General features: G+C 44.2%; 1 pseudogene. It reads left to right on the top strand.

The window, feature by feature from the left end:
• Window positions 1-616: pseudogene (locus tag B2U10_RS12650) on the top strand (histidine kinase); the annotation flags it as partial.

The raw sequence follows: 616 nt of genomic DNA, 5'->3' as shown, positions 1-616 counted from the left end.
ACCCGTACTATATGTATGAAACGGCTGTGCCGATTCTCGATCCAACCGCAGATGATATCATCGCGTATATCTATCTGGTCCGTTACCGCGATCAGTTTACGAATGAACAGATGCGGGATGTCATGTCCTTCTCTCGTCAATTGTCGTTATCCCTTCTCCGGATGCGTTTGTTTGACGAGATGACGAGAGAAAAAACGAAAACGGAACGGATTCTCGATTCAATTCGTGAAGCGGTCATCTATCTTGAGCCAGGGAAAGAAGAGGTTTTCGTCAATCGACCACTGTACGATCTATTCCCGGAACTGCGATATGGTGTCCAGGCGGAACAAGAAACACTTCAAACATGCTTAGAAGTCATTCAATCCGTCGTCGATGAACCGGAAAACTTCAGTCGATATGTTGATTCAGTTCTTCGTGGAGAATTACCGACAGATAGTCTACAGTTCTCAATTAGAAACGAAACGGTATTCATTCAATTTTATGTCGAGGTGATTCACATTCATCAGGTGCATAAAGGAACGATGCTTGTCATGCGGGATGTGACGAAAGAAACCGAAATGGATCGTTTGAAATCAGAACTCGTTTCGACTGTATCTCATGAACTTCGAACACCGCT

Origin of the sequence: Exiguobacterium sp. UBA7533 (assembly GCF_002479335.1) — a bacterium.
Taxonomy (GTDB): domain Bacteria; phylum Bacillota; class Bacilli; order Exiguobacteriales; family Exiguobacteriaceae; genus Exiguobacterium_A.
This window is presented reverse-complemented; position numbering and strand designations above follow the sequence as displayed.